Origin of the sequence: Gilliamella sp. App6-5, assembly GCF_001690525.1 — a bacterium.
In the GTDB taxonomy this organism is placed as follows: domain Bacteria; phylum Pseudomonadota; class Gammaproteobacteria; order Enterobacterales; family Orbaceae; genus Gilliamella; species Gilliamella apicola_H.
The window spans coordinates 1-14,086 of sequence record NZ_LZGT01000068.1 but is presented as its reverse complement, the minus strand read 5'-3'; the positions used below and the strand labels follow the sequence as shown (position 1 = coordinate 14,086).

General features: G+C 37.0%; 15 protein-coding genes. 4 read left to right on the top strand and 11 right to left on the bottom strand.

What is annotated here, in order from left to right; all coding sequences use genetic code 11:
* Window positions 1-6 precede the first annotated feature (6 nt).
* From A9G24_RS07680 to A9G24_RS07670, 3 genes are read left to right on the top strand one after another with little or no spacing between them, the layout of a single operon-like run.
* Window positions 7-984 carry an ABC transporter substrate-binding protein gene (locus A9G24_RS07680; protein ID WP_065638480.1) on the top strand — a complete coding sequence of 326 codons (978 nt, stop codon included), beginning with the start codon at window positions 7-9 and terminating at the stop codon, window positions 982-984.
* Between the two features lie 58 nt (window positions 985-1,042).
* The gene (locus tag A9G24_RS07675; RefSeq protein ID WP_065638479.1) at window positions 1,043-1,993 is read left to right on the top strand and encodes an ABC transporter permease; all 951 of its coding nucleotides are present in this window, start codon (window positions 1,043-1,045) and stop codon (window positions 1,991-1,993) included.
* A complete protein-coding gene (locus A9G24_RS07670) occupies window positions 1,990-2,784 on the top strand; it encodes an ABC transporter ATP-binding protein (protein WP_065638478.1) in 795 nt (264 codons plus the stop codon). Before A9G24_RS07675 ends, A9G24_RS07670 begins: the two co-directional genes overlap by 4 nt.
* A gap of 251 nt (window positions 2,785-3,035) precedes the next feature.
* Here A9G24_RS07670 and A9G24_RS07665 read toward each other — a convergent pair whose 3' ends face one another.
* From A9G24_RS07665 to orn, 6 genes are all read right to left on the bottom strand, one after another.
* A complete protein-coding gene (locus A9G24_RS07665; protein ID WP_065638477.1) occupies window positions 3,036-3,584 on the bottom strand; it encodes an NADAR family protein in 549 nt (182 codons plus the stop codon).
* A gap of 539 nt (window positions 3,585-4,123) precedes the next feature.
* A complete protein-coding gene (locus A9G24_RS07660; RefSeq protein ID WP_065638476.1) occupies window positions 4,124-5,545 on the bottom strand; it encodes a cation:dicarboxylate symporter family transporter in 1,422 nt (473 codons plus the stop codon).
* Window positions 5,546-5,638: 93 nt separating this feature from the next.
* The gene (locus tag A9G24_RS07655) at window positions 5,639-6,970 is read right to left on the bottom strand and encodes a CoA-disulfide reductase (protein WP_065638475.1); all 1,332 of its coding nucleotides are present in this window, start codon (window positions 6,968-6,970) and stop codon (window positions 5,639-5,641) included.
* Window positions 6,971-7,165: 195 nt separating this feature from the next.
* Window positions 7,166-8,161, bottom strand: a complete 996-nt coding sequence (gene hemH / locus A9G24_RS07650; RefSeq protein WP_065638474.1) for a ferrochelatase — start codon at window positions 8,159-8,161, stop codon at window positions 7,166-7,168.
* 9 nt (window positions 8,162-8,170) lie between these two features.
* Window positions 8,171-9,442, bottom strand: a complete 1,272-nt coding sequence (gene waaA / locus A9G24_RS07645) for a lipid IV(A) 3-deoxy-D-manno-octulosonic acid transferase (protein ID WP_065638473.1) — start codon at window positions 9,440-9,442, stop codon at window positions 8,171-8,173.
* A 5-nt stretch (window positions 9,443-9,447) separates the two neighbouring features.
* Window positions 9,448-10,011, bottom strand: a complete 564-nt coding sequence (orn, locus tag A9G24_RS07640) for an oligoribonuclease (RefSeq protein WP_065638472.1) — start codon at window positions 10,009-10,011, stop codon at window positions 9,448-9,450.
* A gap of 79 nt (window positions 10,012-10,090) precedes the next feature.
* Between orn and rsgA the strand changes: the two genes are divergently transcribed.
* Window positions 10,091-11,119 (top strand): small ribosomal subunit biogenesis GTPase RsgA, encoded by a 1,029-nt coding sequence (gene rsgA, locus A9G24_RS07635; protein ID WP_065638471.1) that lies wholly within the window; start codon window positions 10,091-10,093, stop codon window positions 11,117-11,119.
* 89 nt (window positions 11,120-11,208) lie between these two features.
* Here rsgA and A9G24_RS07630 read toward each other — a convergent pair whose 3' ends face one another.
* The 5 genes from A9G24_RS07630 to A9G24_RS12840 form a co-directional block, all read right to left on the bottom strand.
* Window positions 11,209-11,508 (bottom strand): hypothetical protein, encoded by a 300-nt coding sequence (locus tag A9G24_RS07630; protein ID WP_065638470.1) that lies wholly within the window; start codon window positions 11,506-11,508, stop codon window positions 11,209-11,211.
* A 19-nt stretch (window positions 11,509-11,527) separates the two neighbouring features.
* On the bottom strand, window positions 11,528-11,836 hold the full coding sequence (locus tag A9G24_RS07625) for a hypothetical protein (RefSeq protein WP_065638469.1): 309 nt from the start codon (window positions 11,834-11,836) through the stop codon (window positions 11,528-11,530).
* 35 nt (window positions 11,837-11,871) lie between these two features.
* On the bottom strand, window positions 11,872-12,366 hold the full coding sequence (locus A9G24_RS07620; protein WP_065638468.1) for a hypothetical protein: 495 nt from the start codon (window positions 12,364-12,366) through the stop codon (window positions 11,872-11,874).
* Window positions 12,367-12,494: 128 nt separating this feature from the next.
* Window positions 12,495-13,442 carry a putative type VI secretion system effector gene (locus tag A9G24_RS07615; protein WP_065637899.1) on the bottom strand — a complete coding sequence of 316 codons (948 nt, stop codon included), beginning with the start codon at window positions 13,440-13,442 and terminating at the stop codon, window positions 12,495-12,497.
* A 19-nt stretch (window positions 13,443-13,461) separates the two neighbouring features.
* On the bottom strand, window positions 13,462-14,086 hold a 625-nt coding region (locus A9G24_RS12840), incomplete at its 5' end, for a putative type VI secretion system effector (protein WP_065638467.1).

The following is a 14,086-nucleotide window of genomic DNA, read 5'->3' as shown; positions in this document are numbered from 1 at the left end:
TGCCTTATGCGTAATTCTATTATTAAACTTTTTATGCTACTTAGTTTATCGTTTGCAACATTCTACTCTTCAGCAGATGCTAAAAATGAACAAAAATTTGTTGCTATTACAGCAATCGTTGAACACCCAGCATTAGATAATGTACGCAAAGGTGTTGAAGATGAGTTAAAGGACAATGGTTACATTGCGGGAGAAAATTTAAAATTACAATTTTCAAGCGCACAAGGCAGTAGTGCCAATGCGGCCCAAATTGCGAAACAATTTGTAGCAAGTAAACCAGATGTTATCGTCGGAATAGCCACACCAAGTTCACAAGCATTAGTTGCGACAACAAAACGCATTCCGATAGTTTTCACTGCCGTTACCGATCCCGTGGTAGCCAAATTAACACCAAGTTGGGATGCATCAAAAACAAACGTAACAGGTGTATCTGATGCCTTATCACTTGATGCTCAAATTGACCTAATGCTAAAAATTAAACCTGATGTTAAAAATGTTGGTTATGTTTATAGTCCAAGCGAAACTAATTCAACCCTCATACTAAAACAATTGCAGGTTGAACTAGAAAAACGAGGTATGAAAATTATTGCCGCTCCAGCCCAGCGCACTTCTGATATATCAACAGCAGCGAGAAGTTTAAAAGGTAAGGTAGATATGATTTATACGACTACTGATAATAACGTAGTTTCTGCTTATGAAGCTTTAGCTAAAGTGGCTAATGAAAGTAAAATCCCCCTTATTGCTTCTAATCCTGAATCGGCAGAACGTGGCGCAATTGCCGCTTTAGGTATGAGTTATTATGATCTTGGTCGCCAAGCTGGTAAAATTGTTATCCGCATACTTAATGGTGAAAATCCAGGCGATATTGCACCACAAGTAGGCAATATCACTCAATTAACAATAAATAAAAAAGCGGCTGAACGGCAAGGTGTTATATTATCTGAAAATGTATTAAAATCAGCGACCAAAATTGTCGAAAAATAAATTTACTATTTTCTAACTCAATCGCCAACTTTGGCGATTAACTTTAATGGATTTTTTCATGTCTTTTGAATTTTTATTAGGCTCAATTGGAATTGGACTTATTTATGCACTAGTAAGTTTAGGTGTATTTATCTCCTTCCGTTTACTTGATTTTCCCGATCTTACCGCAGATGCGAGCTTCCCTCTTGGTGGCGCAGTATGTGGATTGTGCATTTATGTAGGCATCGATCCTTGGATCGCAACATTATTTGGTATGCTTGCTGGCTGTCTTGCTGGTGCTATGACAGGAATACTGTATGTGAAGCTCAATATTCTTCAATTATTATCAAGTATTATTGTTATGATAGGGCTCTATTCTATTAATTTAAGGATATTAGGTATAGGCCCTTATGTGATGGATGAAACAACTCGACTAGCTGGTTCACCTAATCTTTCTTTACTTGATGCCAAAACAATATTTTCACCATTTATTGCTGAAGACTACAGTAATCAATATTTTGTACAACCCCTTATGATATTAGGATTTGTGCTTGTATTTTGGATGTTACTAAATCTATTTTTAAGTACCCAAAAAGGACTAGCCTTAAGAGCAACAGGGACTAATCCTCGAATGGCAAAATCTCAAGGCATACCGACAGATAGCATAACCATTTTGGGTATGGCCATCTCAAATGGTTTAATTGCGCTAGGTGGTTCCCTTTTTGTGCAAACGCAAGGTAGTGCTGATATTACCATTGGTGTTGGTACAATTGTAATTGGTCTTGCCTCAATTATTATTGGTGAAAGCCTATTCCCAGCTAAACGTATTTGGGCTGTGATGCTAGCCGTTATTTTCGGCTCTATTTTATATCGTTTATTCATTGCTTTTGCACTTAGTAATGAGTTTTTACAAGAAATTGGTGTCGGAACAGAAGATCTCAATCTAATCACAGCAATACTTGTTGTGCTAGCTCTAGTTGTGCCTAAGCAATTAAAAAAACACGCCAAGATAAGAGGGAAGTCAGCATGATTAAAGTAGAACAATTGCAATTAACCTTTAATCGAGGCACGCCTATTGAAAATCATGTCTTACGAGGGTTAAATCTCAATATTAGTGAGGGGGAATTTGTCACTATTATAGGCAGTAATGGAGCGGGAAAAAGCTCGTTGCTTAATGTGATTAGTGGTGATTTACTTGTTGACTCAGGTCATATTGTCATTAATGGGCAAAATGTCACTCGCTGGCCAGCATGGAAAAGAGCCGGTATGGTGGCTCGCGTATTCCAAGACCCTATGGTTGGAACTTGTGAAAACTTAACTATCGAAGAAAATCTTGCCATCGCCTATAATCGTGGACATCGTTTTAGGCTATCTCCAGCTCTTAATTACGAAATCAGATCAATATTTAAAGAAAAACTGGCCACTTTAAATTTAGGTCTTGAAAATCGATTATCAGATATGATGGGATTACTTTCTGGTGGTCAAAGACAAGCTATTAGCTTGTTAATGTCAACTTTACAGCCATCTAAAATATTATTGCTTGATGAACATACAGCAGCACTTGATCCAAAAACCGCACAGTTTGTTTTAGAACTCACCAATGAAATTGTTTCAAAAAATCAATTAACCACGATGATGGTTACTCATTCGATGAAACAAGCATTAGAGTATGGCACTAGAACTGTGATGCTTCATCAAGGGCAAGTCGTGCTTGATGTATCTGGAGAACAACGAGCTAAATTAACTGTAACTGATTTATTAGATATGTTTGAAAAAACGCGTGGTGAAAAAGTTACTGATGATGCGTTACTTTTAGGTTAACGAAAAATCAAAAAGCAATATTTCTATCAAAAATATTGCTTTTTTATACTTATTGCTACAAATTTTATTCTGGTCACATCGCGTTATGCATCGAGCCATTATATTTACTTCTTATTACAAATTGTAATAAAACGACCGATATTTGAGTATAAAACGTTTCATAATATCAAAGAAATAATATTAATTCATCAATCATTGAGTCTCAAAATAAATAAATCCAAAAATTCTAATTAACTATTTTTAATAACCAATTAATATGATTTTAATTGTTGGCGAACCGCCATCAAGGCAAAGCCTAATAAATTTTTACCTTGCCATGTCAATGGGTTATCTATATTAGGAGCATCTTGCGCTAAACCGATTCCCCAAATTTTATCTACGGGACTGGCTTCAACTAAAACTCTTTGTTGAGTAGATAATAAAAAATCAGCTAATTGTCGATTCTGAGAAAATTTAGCGAAGTTACCCTCTATAACAATAGATAAACATTGTTCATCCCATGTTTTATCAACAAATCCTCTGACTTGGCGCCCCAATGACTTAGCAAGGCCTGGGCTGTTAGCTTTAAGAATTTCTTGTAATATCTTTTTATCATCAAATAATCTTGCTTTCGCTGCCATCATATAATGTTCTGCTGTAGCATAATAAATATCATCAACAATAAATCCGCTAGGGTACCATTGGCTAAAGCAAGCTTTGGTAATTATAGCGGAAGGCTCTCTTTGGTTATGCCCCCAAAAATATACATATTTAAACCGTTCTCCTGCTCTATAACGTTGGCATAACTCATCAATATCCACAATCTCTCCTTATGTATAATAAACGATGTATTATCATTGTTATATTTATTAAAAAGTAATAAAAAACGCCCTCAATTGCATAAGAAAGGCTATATAAATAATATTAGCATAATGAGTATAACTTTTTGTTTATAAAAATGGCAAAATTAATTATTTGCTTTAAGCCGTGATGTTTTTCTCGTTTTCTATTGAGTATGTTCGCTCAAGAGTTATTGCTATAGCTCGATATCAATCGCCCTTTTTTAGTATTAAACTAATCAATAAGATAGATGCTATTAGATGGTTTATTAAAGGTGCTTAATAAACTCATTTCGTTCCGTAGGGATAGGAATTATTCGTGTTATTTACTGTAATTTTTCAACTAATATTTTATCGCATCCAAAGGTTGATATTGCGATTAATCTAGCATCACAATATGCCGATAAATGAGTGAGGTTAATGAGGTAAACAGAGAGGCAAGGCTATGCTTTGTTACAAACAAATCATAGCCGATGCGTTAAAACAGAGTGAATATTCCTTTTTTGAAATAGTTATTGCTGTCAAACTTCTGACGGCTCATTTTCAAGGGTGATATTGGGATCGTTATACACAGCCATATTCATAAGGCCAATTTCACGATCGGTTGCCACAGCCGCAGTCATGGCGCCAGATACATTGGCTAAGGTTCGTGCCATGTCAATAATTGGATCCACGGCTAAAACCATCCCAATTAATGGGAAGTATTCAGCCATTCCCATACCAGATAAAACAACGGTTGCCGCAACCGTTGCTGTGCCGGGAATGCCGGCGATGCCGATTGAACCAATAACCACCACAATGACAAGCATAATATAAAACTGGATATTCGTTTCAATGCCAACCATATGGGCTACCATCACGGCAAGTAAAGCCGGGAAAAAACCAGCACAACCGTTCATTCCCATAGTGCTGCCAAGTGAGCCGACTAAATTTGCAGTGCCAGTATTCACTCCCATTCGAACGGTTAACGTTGAGATAGTCATAGGTAATGAGCCCACTGATGAGCGACTAGTAAAGGCTAATAACCATGTTCCTAGTGCTTTTTTTATAAACATGGTTGGTGAAATACCATGAATCGTGACAATGGCGACATGCACAATTAGCATAATCAATGTGGCAATATAGATAGCGGCAACAAAGCTTGAAACTTGAATAATGGCCGGTATTCCATTAGAAATAATGGTGCGAGCCAGTAACGCAATGACTGCGTAAGGCATATATTTAATGATTGTCATCGCAATTGACATGACGATTTTGTAAAGCGCTTCGATAAATGTTTTAAATAGCGCAATAGGTTGTGGATTCTTCTTTTCCATTCGATTGGCGGCAAGCCCCATTAACGCCGAGAAGATGACTAATCCAACAATGTTTTCATTTACCATTGATGCAATAATATTACTTGGAATTAGATTCACAAAGGTATCAATAATATTAGTGTATTGTTTTGCTTGGGCTTGATGTACAGGGCTTGAGCTTATTTCCCCTAATGCAAATAGATTTGCTAGCAAAATACCAACGATACAGGCAATGGCTGTTGTAAACAGTAACCAAAAAATCCCTCTAAATGCAATTTGGGGTAGATTTTTTTTGCCCGAAAAGTCGAGAATCACTTTAACAATCGATACAAAAATAAGTGGTATCACTAACATTCGGATAAAGGCAATAAATGCTCGACCAAATAGCCCATACCATGTTGCGGTTTCTTGCATCCAGAGGGTTGATGTATCAGGAAAGCCTGCTACAGCTTGTATGCCTAAGCCAAGCACAGCACCAAGGATTAAGCCAACTAACATACGAATTGAAAAATTGACTTTTTTATCTTGTAACGGTTTCATCACCGCAAAAAAACAGATGAGAATTAGCCCAATACCAATGAGAGTTTGATAATGAGTAATTGATAGGAACTTTTCAAAAAAAGTCCCCTGAAAAATGGCATCTGACATAATTAGCCTCTCTTTTGATAATTCAATTATCTGGTTAACAATCTATGTTTTATCACATGATTTGATGTATAACTATAAATACATTAATGCTGCTTATTTGGCTATAGAGCCAGCAATATTTAAAATATCCCAAGGTCTGGAAAAGGGTGGCGCATACAGAAAATCCATCATGGCCAATTCGTCAATTTTCATATTCGCCCATATAGCGGTTGCTAACGTGTTCACTCTTAATACCGCGCCCTGACCACCGGCTATTTGTCCACCTAAAATCACGCGCGTATCGGCATGATAAATAAGTTTGGCTGTTACACTTGTTTGTCCAGCAACATAATTACTGTGATTTTTATCTTTAACTATGACAGTTTTATAGGGGATTGCAGCTTTTTGGGCTTCGTTTTCAGTTAAACCAGTGCGCCCGGCTTCGATATCAAAAACTTTTAACGCTGAAGTGCCAATCGTGCCGGGATATTCGCAATGTCCGCCACCTAAATTTTCGCCTACAATTTTACCAAGCTTATTTGCTCCTGTGGCGAGCGGGATATATACCATTGAATGGCTAACTTTATGGTAAAGCGCGACGCAATCGCCAGCAGCATAAATATCGGCAATATTGGTTTGCCCTAAGCTGTTAGTCATTATGGCACCATTTTCAAGTGTGTTGATGCCAAGATCTTTATAGATATCACTGTTTGGTTTTACGCCTGTTGCAATAATAACTATATCAGCGGGATATCGTCCTTTATCGGTAATCACATGCGTGACACTGTGTGAGCCTTCAAAACCAAGTACTCGCTCTTGCAAGTGTAGGTCGCAATGTTGTTTAATATTTTCTTCAATTAGGTCGGTAATTTGTTCATCAAACGCATCGACAAGGATTCTGTCATCCAATTGAATCAATTTAACCTTTTTTTGTAAAGCGACCAGCGATTCAGCGATTTCAAGCCCAATATAGCCAGCACCGACAACAATAACATTTTGGGTGTTTTGGTCTGATAATAGGTGTTTGATTGCTAATCCATCGTGCAGATCGCGTAATGTAAACATGTTTTTTAGCTGACCATTTTTAAAAGCAGGCATGATAGGACTTGCACCAACCGCCAATAACAATTTATCGTAGTTGTCATCAAAGCAATGTCCAGTATTGTGATCTTTAATGGTTAATTTTTTTTGATTAACATCAATCGCCATGACTTCATGTAACGTTTTAATTTCAATACCATCTTTTTGAAATTGTTCTGGTGTTCGAGATATCATTTCATTGGCATCAGTAAAGTGGTTACCAATGAAATAGGGTAAACCACATGCGCCAAACGAGACAATATTCGATTTTTCATAAATACGGATGGTGGCCTCTGGATTCATTCTTTTAGCTTTTGCGGCAGCACTTGCACCTGCGGCTTGAGCGCCAATGATGATGATTTTCACTTAATTTTCTCCTTAGTGCTCAGATATTCAATTATTAATAATATCCTATCATACGTCATAAATTATTGGGGAGATAGATAGCTATTTAGCCTTAATATTTGTTAATTTAAAAGTTAAATCATTTGAACGTTAACAATTACCAGCTTTGTATAATCTTTTTAAGTCAAATGGCTTTTGTCAAAAAGTTTCAGGAAACTATGTGTTTGCGTATAAGTTTTTAAATATAATTGGTTGAGTATGATTGATTAACGCTATGATTAAATTAATCTGTAAGTCGCTCTCATTTAATGCGGGAATATAATAAAACGTTTTTCCGCCTGCATTAAAAAACAGTTCTCGATTTTCTTCATCAATTTCATAAAGGGTTTCAATACAGTCTACCGAGAAACCTGGGCAGATGACGTGCACGTTTTTAACGCCACTTTGTGCCAATGCTTGTAGTGTGTCGCTGGTACTTGGCGTAACCCATTTACCTTTACCAAATTTTGATTGATACGCCATTTGGATTGGTCGATTTAGGCCATTTGCTCGACATTTTTCGATTAATAACTGCGTGGTCATTTCACAACGTTCAATATAATCCTCTTTTCGTTTGTGAATATAACGCTCTGGGATACCATGGTAAGAAAGCACGAGCACATCAGGCTCTCCTTGATCTTGAAAAGCCTGTTTAATTTGTAAATAAAGTGCATTGATATAGCTTGGATGATCAGCATAATCACGAATATAACTGATATTATCAATGACTTGATCAGAGGCAATAATCTGTTTGAGTTTATCAAGTACGGCAAGAGTTGTGGTTGTGGAATACTGCGGAAAGAGTGGTAATACCGTAATTTTTGAACATGATCGAAGGTTATTCAATGCCGATTGAATATCTGGTTCACCATAAGTCATGGCTAATTCACATTGTATATTTGGTAAATGACGTTGTAATTTATCACATAATAATCGGCTATAATGCAATAAAGGTGATGCGCCATTTATCCAAATTTTTTGGTAATGGTGAATAATATAAGGTACTCGTTTTGGTATCACAAAGTACTTTAAAATGGGAGACCAAAACAGCTTTGGTAAATCAACGACATGCCTATCGAGCAAAAACTCGGTTAAATACTGCTTTATTGCATCTGGCGTTGCCGTACTTGGCGTGCCTAAATTAACTAATAATAGACCTTGTTTTTTTTCCACAAGCCATCCTTATTTAGGGTAAAGATAAAGGTTGATCATGTTAAGCAGCCGATCCAGTGCCCCTTGATTTTGTTTTAATACTTGATATGCCTGTTCACCAATTTGTTGACTATTACTTTTATTTTCCAAAAGCGCATTAACCGCTGAATAAAGAGCATCTGCTGAGCTAGCACAAATGATCATCCCGTTAGCTGAAATGAGCTGTTCACAAATAACTTTAAAATTGAAAAAGTGCTCGCCACTAATGATTGGGATGTGGTGAAGTGCTGGCTCTAATGGGTTATGCCCACCATGCTTCACTAAACTACCACCAACAAAGGCAATATCGGCAATGCCATAAAGTTCTATTAACTCTCCCATTGTATCGCCCAAAATGACTTGTGTTTGTTTAGTCGGAACTTGGTTGCTACTGCGGTTGATATAATTTAACCCGCGGTCATTAATTAATTTTTCGACGGTTTTAAAGCGTTCAGGGTGGCGGGGAACAACGATTAATAACAAATCAGGGCATGTTTGTAATAATCGTTCAAAGGCAGACAAGATGATTTCATCTTCGCCACTATGTGTACTTGCAGCAATAAAGACAGGGCGATTTAATTGCCATTGTTGTTTTAGCATTGCAATTTTTTGCTGCTGTTGAGCCGTTAAATCAATATCAAATTTAATACTGCCGGTTATGGCTAAATGATCACTCGGCAAACCCAGTGACACAAAACGCTCTCCGTCTTGCTTATTTTGTGCGGCAATGGTGCTAATTTTTGATAGTAAATGGCTAATCGCTCGTCCTAGTTTGCGATATCGGTTAGCTGATCGTTCTGATAATCTAGCGTTGGCAAGAACCAGCGGAATATGTCGTTTGTAACACTGACAAATAAAATTAGGCCAAAGCTCAGTTTCCATAATAATCACTAATTTTGGCTGAATGGTTTTTAAAAAACGATTTATTGCGCAAGGCAAATCATAAGGTAAATAAACATGATGAACACTATCACCGAGTAACGATTTCACTCGCTCTGAGCCTGTTGGCGTCATGGTGGTCACGGTGATAGGTAAATTAGGATATTGTTGTTGCAATGCTTTGATTAGTGGGATAGCGGCAATCGTTTCCCCCACTGATACGGCATGCAGTAAAATACCATTAGATTCAACTTTATTTTGGCAAAAACCATAGCGTTCAAGCCAACGCTTACGATAAGCAGGCGCTTTACAGCTACGCCAAAGTAGCCTTAGCCAAACAAAGGGTTGAATCAAATATAATAAAACAGTATATAAAATTTGCATGCTAATTATTTGGTTAGATCAAAAAAGTGCTCGCGGTAATAAACCAGTTCGGCAATCGAATCACGAATATCATCAAGCGCTTGGTGCGAACTCTGTTTGCTAATCCCTTTTAACATTTCAGGCTTCCAGCGTTTAGCTAATTCTTTAATTGTACTAACATCTAAATAACGATAATGAAAATAACGTTCTAAATTAGGCATATAGTTAAATAAAAAACGACGATCTTGCCCAATGGTATTACCACAAATTGGTGAGCTGTTTTCAGGTACCCATTGTTTTAAAAATTCGATGGTTTGTTGTTCGGCTTGTTGTTCGCTAATGGTGCTTGTGCGAACACGCTCGATGAGTCCTGATTTTCCGTGGGTATTTTGATTCCACTCATCCATTAATGCTAATTGCTCATCAGATTGATGAACGGCAATGACTGGTCCTTCAGCAAGGATATTTAAATTAGAATCGGTAACAATGGTTGCAATTTCAATAATGCGATCAGTGGTTGGATTAAGTCCTGTCATTTCAAGATCGATCCAAATAAGATTGCTACTGTTAATTTGTGGTTGTTTGCTCATAATTTGCGATAGACATTTTCTTTTTGATACTGAGTAGTGTAGCATAACTGACAATCTGTTTTAGTAAAAAATGAGTGCTATGGCAAAAAATCAACTCTCCCAAAATCAAAAAAGGCGCGTAGCGGCAAAACATCAGCAACGATTAGCTATAAAACAAGATGAAAGTCTATCAAATTTTTCATCCCCTCGTGATGGTGTGGTGATAAGTCGTTTTGGTAAATCGGCTGATGTCGAAGATGATGCAGGCCTTATTTATCGTTGTAGTATTCGGCGCACGTTACCGTCGTTAGTCACTGGCGATAAAGTTTTGTGGCGCGAAAGTTTAGAGCCGAACACCAATGGTATTATTGAAGCGGTTCATCCTCGGCATTCTGAACTTGTTCGGCCTGATTTTTATGATGGTGTTAAACCTGTTGCCGCAAATGTTGATCAAATCGTGATTATTTCGGCTGTCTTGCCAGAACTATCACTAAATATTATCGATCGCTATTTAGTGGCTTGTGAAAGTACTGATATACAACCGATTATTGTTTTAAACAAAATTGATTTACTCAATGATCAGCAACGCGCTAATGTTGAAAAACAATTGGCGATTTATACTCATATTGGTTATCAATTATTATATGTTTCATGCCAAAATCAACAAGGTATTGCGGTATTGCAAGATGCCTTGCATGGTAAGGTTTCTATTTTAGTTGGACAATCTGGTGTGGGTAAATCAAGTATTATTAATTTGCTATTGCCTCATCAATCACAAACAGCGATGACTGGAGGTATTTCAGAAATATCAGGTCTTGGTCAACATACAACCACATCCTCTCGGCTTTACCACTTACCAAATGGTGGCGATATTATAGACTCACCAGGGATCCGCGAATTTGGCTTATGGCATTTAGAGCCAGAACAGGTAATTAGGGGGTTTAAAGAATTTGACAATTATTTAGGCGGTTGCCACTTTCGTGATTGTAATCACCTCGATACGCCAGGTTGTTTGCTACAAAAAGCAATGCAAGACGGCCAAATTGCCCCATCAAGGCTTGATAACTATCATCGAATTTTACAGACAATGCAAGAGGTAAAGGCAAAAACGAATAAAAGCTATAAATAGTACAGTCTTAATGTAGATCATTCTCTATGATAAAAGTAAAAGAGGATTTAATGATGAAAAAAATCGCTGAACACCAAATCGTATCTATATTAAAAGAAGTTGAATATAGACATCACTTGTAAAAGTGGTTTTCCGTAAATAAGGTGGCAAGAGTTGCCCCCCTTTCTAAGTTGATTTTGCTGTTTTTGTTTTTGCTCGTCACTTAAATAAGCGCCATCACCCAGCTGTGCATAGCAAAATAGACCTTTAAATTCGGATAGGGTGCCGGTTAATTTAACCAAATTTTGGGGTGGCAGGATCGGATCGGTAATACTAATACCGGTTTTTTTTAATAGCTGCTCTTTGTCTTTATAGATGGGATCTTTGCCATCATATTTTGCGTAAGGCATAATCGAATTCCTTATGAAATTATTTTCTTTTTTTATTTTTAACTCGTAGGGGTGGCTTGCCTTTTTTGCATAATACTTCTGGGTCGTAGTAAAAAAAACTCCATCCTACTCCCGACATAGATGGTCTAATATATTGATCAGTCTTATTATTATACTTTTCTACATATTTCCCTTGAGCAATTAATTTAGCAATATATTGCTTACTTATTTTAACTAAATTGATATTTTTGACATCTTGCCAGCCCAACACGGTAAAAATGCGTTCCGCCAGCGTTACATGGGTGGCAAGCGAATTTTTGTAAACCATAAAAAAAGCTGCCCCTAACATTACCCCTAATGAACTAAAACCAATGGTCAGATTTTCTAAACTAAAATCGAAAAAAAAGTAGTCATTAATAGTACACAAATAACATAAAAGATAAACATAGGTAAACGATAGTGTTTAAAGGCTTGGTTACGCCCGGCAAAACATAAAGGGACTAGTGAGATAATTTGTTCACTGGGTTTGAGCATGGCGTACACTTCGTAATGGTCAGCGTGCTTTTCGGCGACCACCTCGACCTGATCGCCATCATTAAATTTATAAAAACCGATCCAGCCTTTTAACGTGATGGTGTCATTTAATTTGGCCGTAATATACTGAGCATCTACCTCATTACTACGATCATTACCATTGGCATGGCCTAAGCCAGCCAGCGCAGCAATACTATTACCATTTAAAGTGGCAAGTAGTGCGCCCTTTCTAAGCTGATTTTGCTGTTTTTGTTTTTGTTCATCACTTAAATAAGCGCCATCACCAAGTGGTGCATAGCAAAATAGACCTTTAAATTCGGATAGGGTGCCGGTTAGTTTAACCAAATTTTGGGGTGGTAGGATTGGATCGGTAATACTAATACCCGTTTTTTTTTAATAGCTGCTCTTTGTCTTTATAGATGGGGTCGTTACCATCATATTTTGCGTAAGGCATAATCGAATTCCTTATGAACTTATTTTCTTTTTTTATTTTTAACCCGTAAGGGTGGCTTGCCTTTTTTGCATAATACCTCAGGATCGTAATAAAAAAAGAACCAGCCATCACCTGATTTTGGCGGTCTAATATATTGATCAGTTTTATTATTATACTTTTCTACATATTTTTCTTGGATAATTAATTTAGCAACATATTGCTTACTTATTTTTGCTAAATTAATGTTAGTAACATCTTTCCAGCCTAACACAGTAAAAATGCGCTCGGCAAGCGTGACATGCGAGGCAAGCGAATTTTTATAAACCATGAAATTAGCTGCACCAAATATTACCCCTAATGAACCAAAACCAATGACCAAATTTTCTAAACTAAAATCGAGAAAAAAGTAGTTCATTAATAGCACGCAAGTAACATAAAAGAGAAACATAGGCAAACGATAAATTTTGAATGCTTGATTACGCCCGGCAAAACACAAAGGGACAAGTGATATAATTTGTTCACTGGGTTTGAGCATGGCATACACTTCGTAATGGTCAGCGTGTTTTTCGGCGACCACCTCGACTTGATCGCCATCATTAAATTTATAAAAACCGAGCCAACCTTTTAACGTGATGGTGTCATTCAATTTGGCAGTGATATATTGTGCCGCAAATAGATTACTACGGTCATTACCATTGGCATGGCCTAAGCCAGCCAGCGCAGCAATGCTATTACCATTTAAAGTGGCAAGTAGTGCGCCCTTTCTAAGCTGATTTTGCTGTTTTTGTTTTTGTTCATCACTTAAATAAGCGCCATCATTAAGTGGTGCATAGCAAAATAGACCTTTAAATTCGGATAGGGTGCCGGTTAATTTAACCAAATTTTTGGGTGGTAGGATTGGATCGGTAATACTGATACCGGTTTTTTTTAATAGCTGCTCTTTGTCTTTATAGATGGGATCTTTGCCATCATATTTTGCGTAAGGCATAATCGAATTCCTTATGAACTTATTTTCTTTTTTTATTTTTAACCCGTAAGGGTGGCTTGCCTTTTTTGCATAATACCTCAGGATCGTAATAAAAAAAGAACCAGCCATCACCTGATTTTGGCGGTCTAATATATTGATCAGTTTTATTATTATACTTTTCTACATATTTTTCTTGGATAATTAATTTAGCAACATATTGCTTACTTATTTTTGCTAAATTAATGTTAGTAACATCTTTCCAGCCTAACACAGTAAAAATGCGCTCGGCAAGCGTGACATGCGAGGCAAGCGAATTTTTATAAACCATGAAATTAGCTGCACCAAATATTACCCCTAATGAACCAAAACCAATGACCAAATTTTCTAAACTAAAATCGAGAAAAAAGTAGTTCATTAATAGCACGCAAGTAACATAAAAGAGAAACATAGGCAAACGATAAATTTTGAATGCTTGATTACGCCCGGCAAAACACAAAGGGACAAGTGATATAATTTGTTCACTGGGTTTGAGCATGGCATACACTTCGTAATGGTCAGCGTGTTTTTCGGCGACCACCTCGACTTGATCGCCATCATTAAATTTATAAAAACCGAGCCAACCTTTTAACGTGATGGTGTCATTCAATTTGGCAGTGATATATTGT

What these genes read in the sequence shown, in the direction of transcription:
- rsgA (WP_065638471.1), top strand. Translation starts at nt 10,091, where the DNA reads ATGGCAAAAAATCAACTCTCCCAAAATCAAAAAAGGCGCGTAGCGGCA.
- A9G24_RS07630 (WP_065638470.1), bottom strand. Translation starts at nt 11,508, where the DNA reads ATGCCTTACGCAAAATATGATGGCAAAGATCCCATCTATAAAGACAAA.
- A9G24_RS07680 (WP_065638480.1), top strand. Translation starts at nt 7, where the DNA reads ATGCGTAATTCTATTATTAAACTTTTTATGCTACTTAGTTTATCGTTT.
- A9G24_RS07625 (WP_065638469.1), bottom strand. Translation starts at nt 11,836, where the DNA reads ATGTTAGGGGCAGCTTTTTTTATGGTTTACAAAAATTCGCTTGCCACC.
- A9G24_RS07660 (WP_065638476.1), bottom strand. Translation starts at nt 5,545, where the DNA reads ATGTCAGATGCCATTTTTCAGGGGACTTTTTTTGAAAAGTTCCTATCA.
- A9G24_RS07675 (WP_065638479.1), top strand. Translation starts at nt 1,043, where the DNA reads ATGTCTTTTGAATTTTTATTAGGCTCAATTGGAATTGGACTTATTTAT.
- A9G24_RS07615 (WP_065637899.1), bottom strand. Translation starts at nt 13,442, where the DNA reads ATGCCTTACGCAAAATATGATGGCAAAGATCCCATCTATAAAGACAAA.
- A9G24_RS07670 (WP_065638478.1), top strand. Translation starts at nt 1,990, where the DNA reads ATGATTAAAGTAGAACAATTGCAATTAACCTTTAATCGAGGCACGCCT.
- waaA (WP_065638473.1), bottom strand. Translation starts at nt 9,442, where the DNA reads ATGCAAATTTTATATACTGTTTTATTATATTTGATTCAACCCTTTGTT.
- orn (WP_065638472.1), bottom strand. Translation starts at nt 10,011, where the DNA reads ATGAGCAAACAACCACAAATTAACAGTAGCAATCTTATTTGGATCGAT.